Here is a 212-nt window from a genome sequence, read left to right on the forward strand (position 1 = left end):
TGGGCAAGGGACCATAATTGACGCTGGCAACGGCGAACCCCTTGCGCGTCGCGCAGAGCAAGGCGAACCCGCCGCCCATGCAGAAGCCGATGACTCCCGTCCGCCCGGTGCAGTCGGAACGATCCGCCAGCCATGTCCGGGCCACTTCGATATCATCGAACGCCGTGCCTTGCCGGGCTGCCAGCTGCCGTCCGATGGCGAGCAGACAGAGA

Annotated in this window: 1 protein-coding gene; it reads right to left on the bottom strand. The window is 66.0% G+C overall.

Features of this window, described 5'->3' with window-relative positions:
- Positions 1–212: dienelactone hydrolase family protein (locus P7D22_RS23370; protein WP_319936629.1), on the bottom strand; the 212-nt coding region annotated here is incomplete at both ends.

The sequence above is a fragment of the Lichenihabitans sp. Uapishka_5 genome (assembly GCF_033947565.1).
Lineage (GTDB): Bacteria > Pseudomonadota > Alphaproteobacteria > Rhizobiales > Beijerinckiaceae > Lichenihabitans.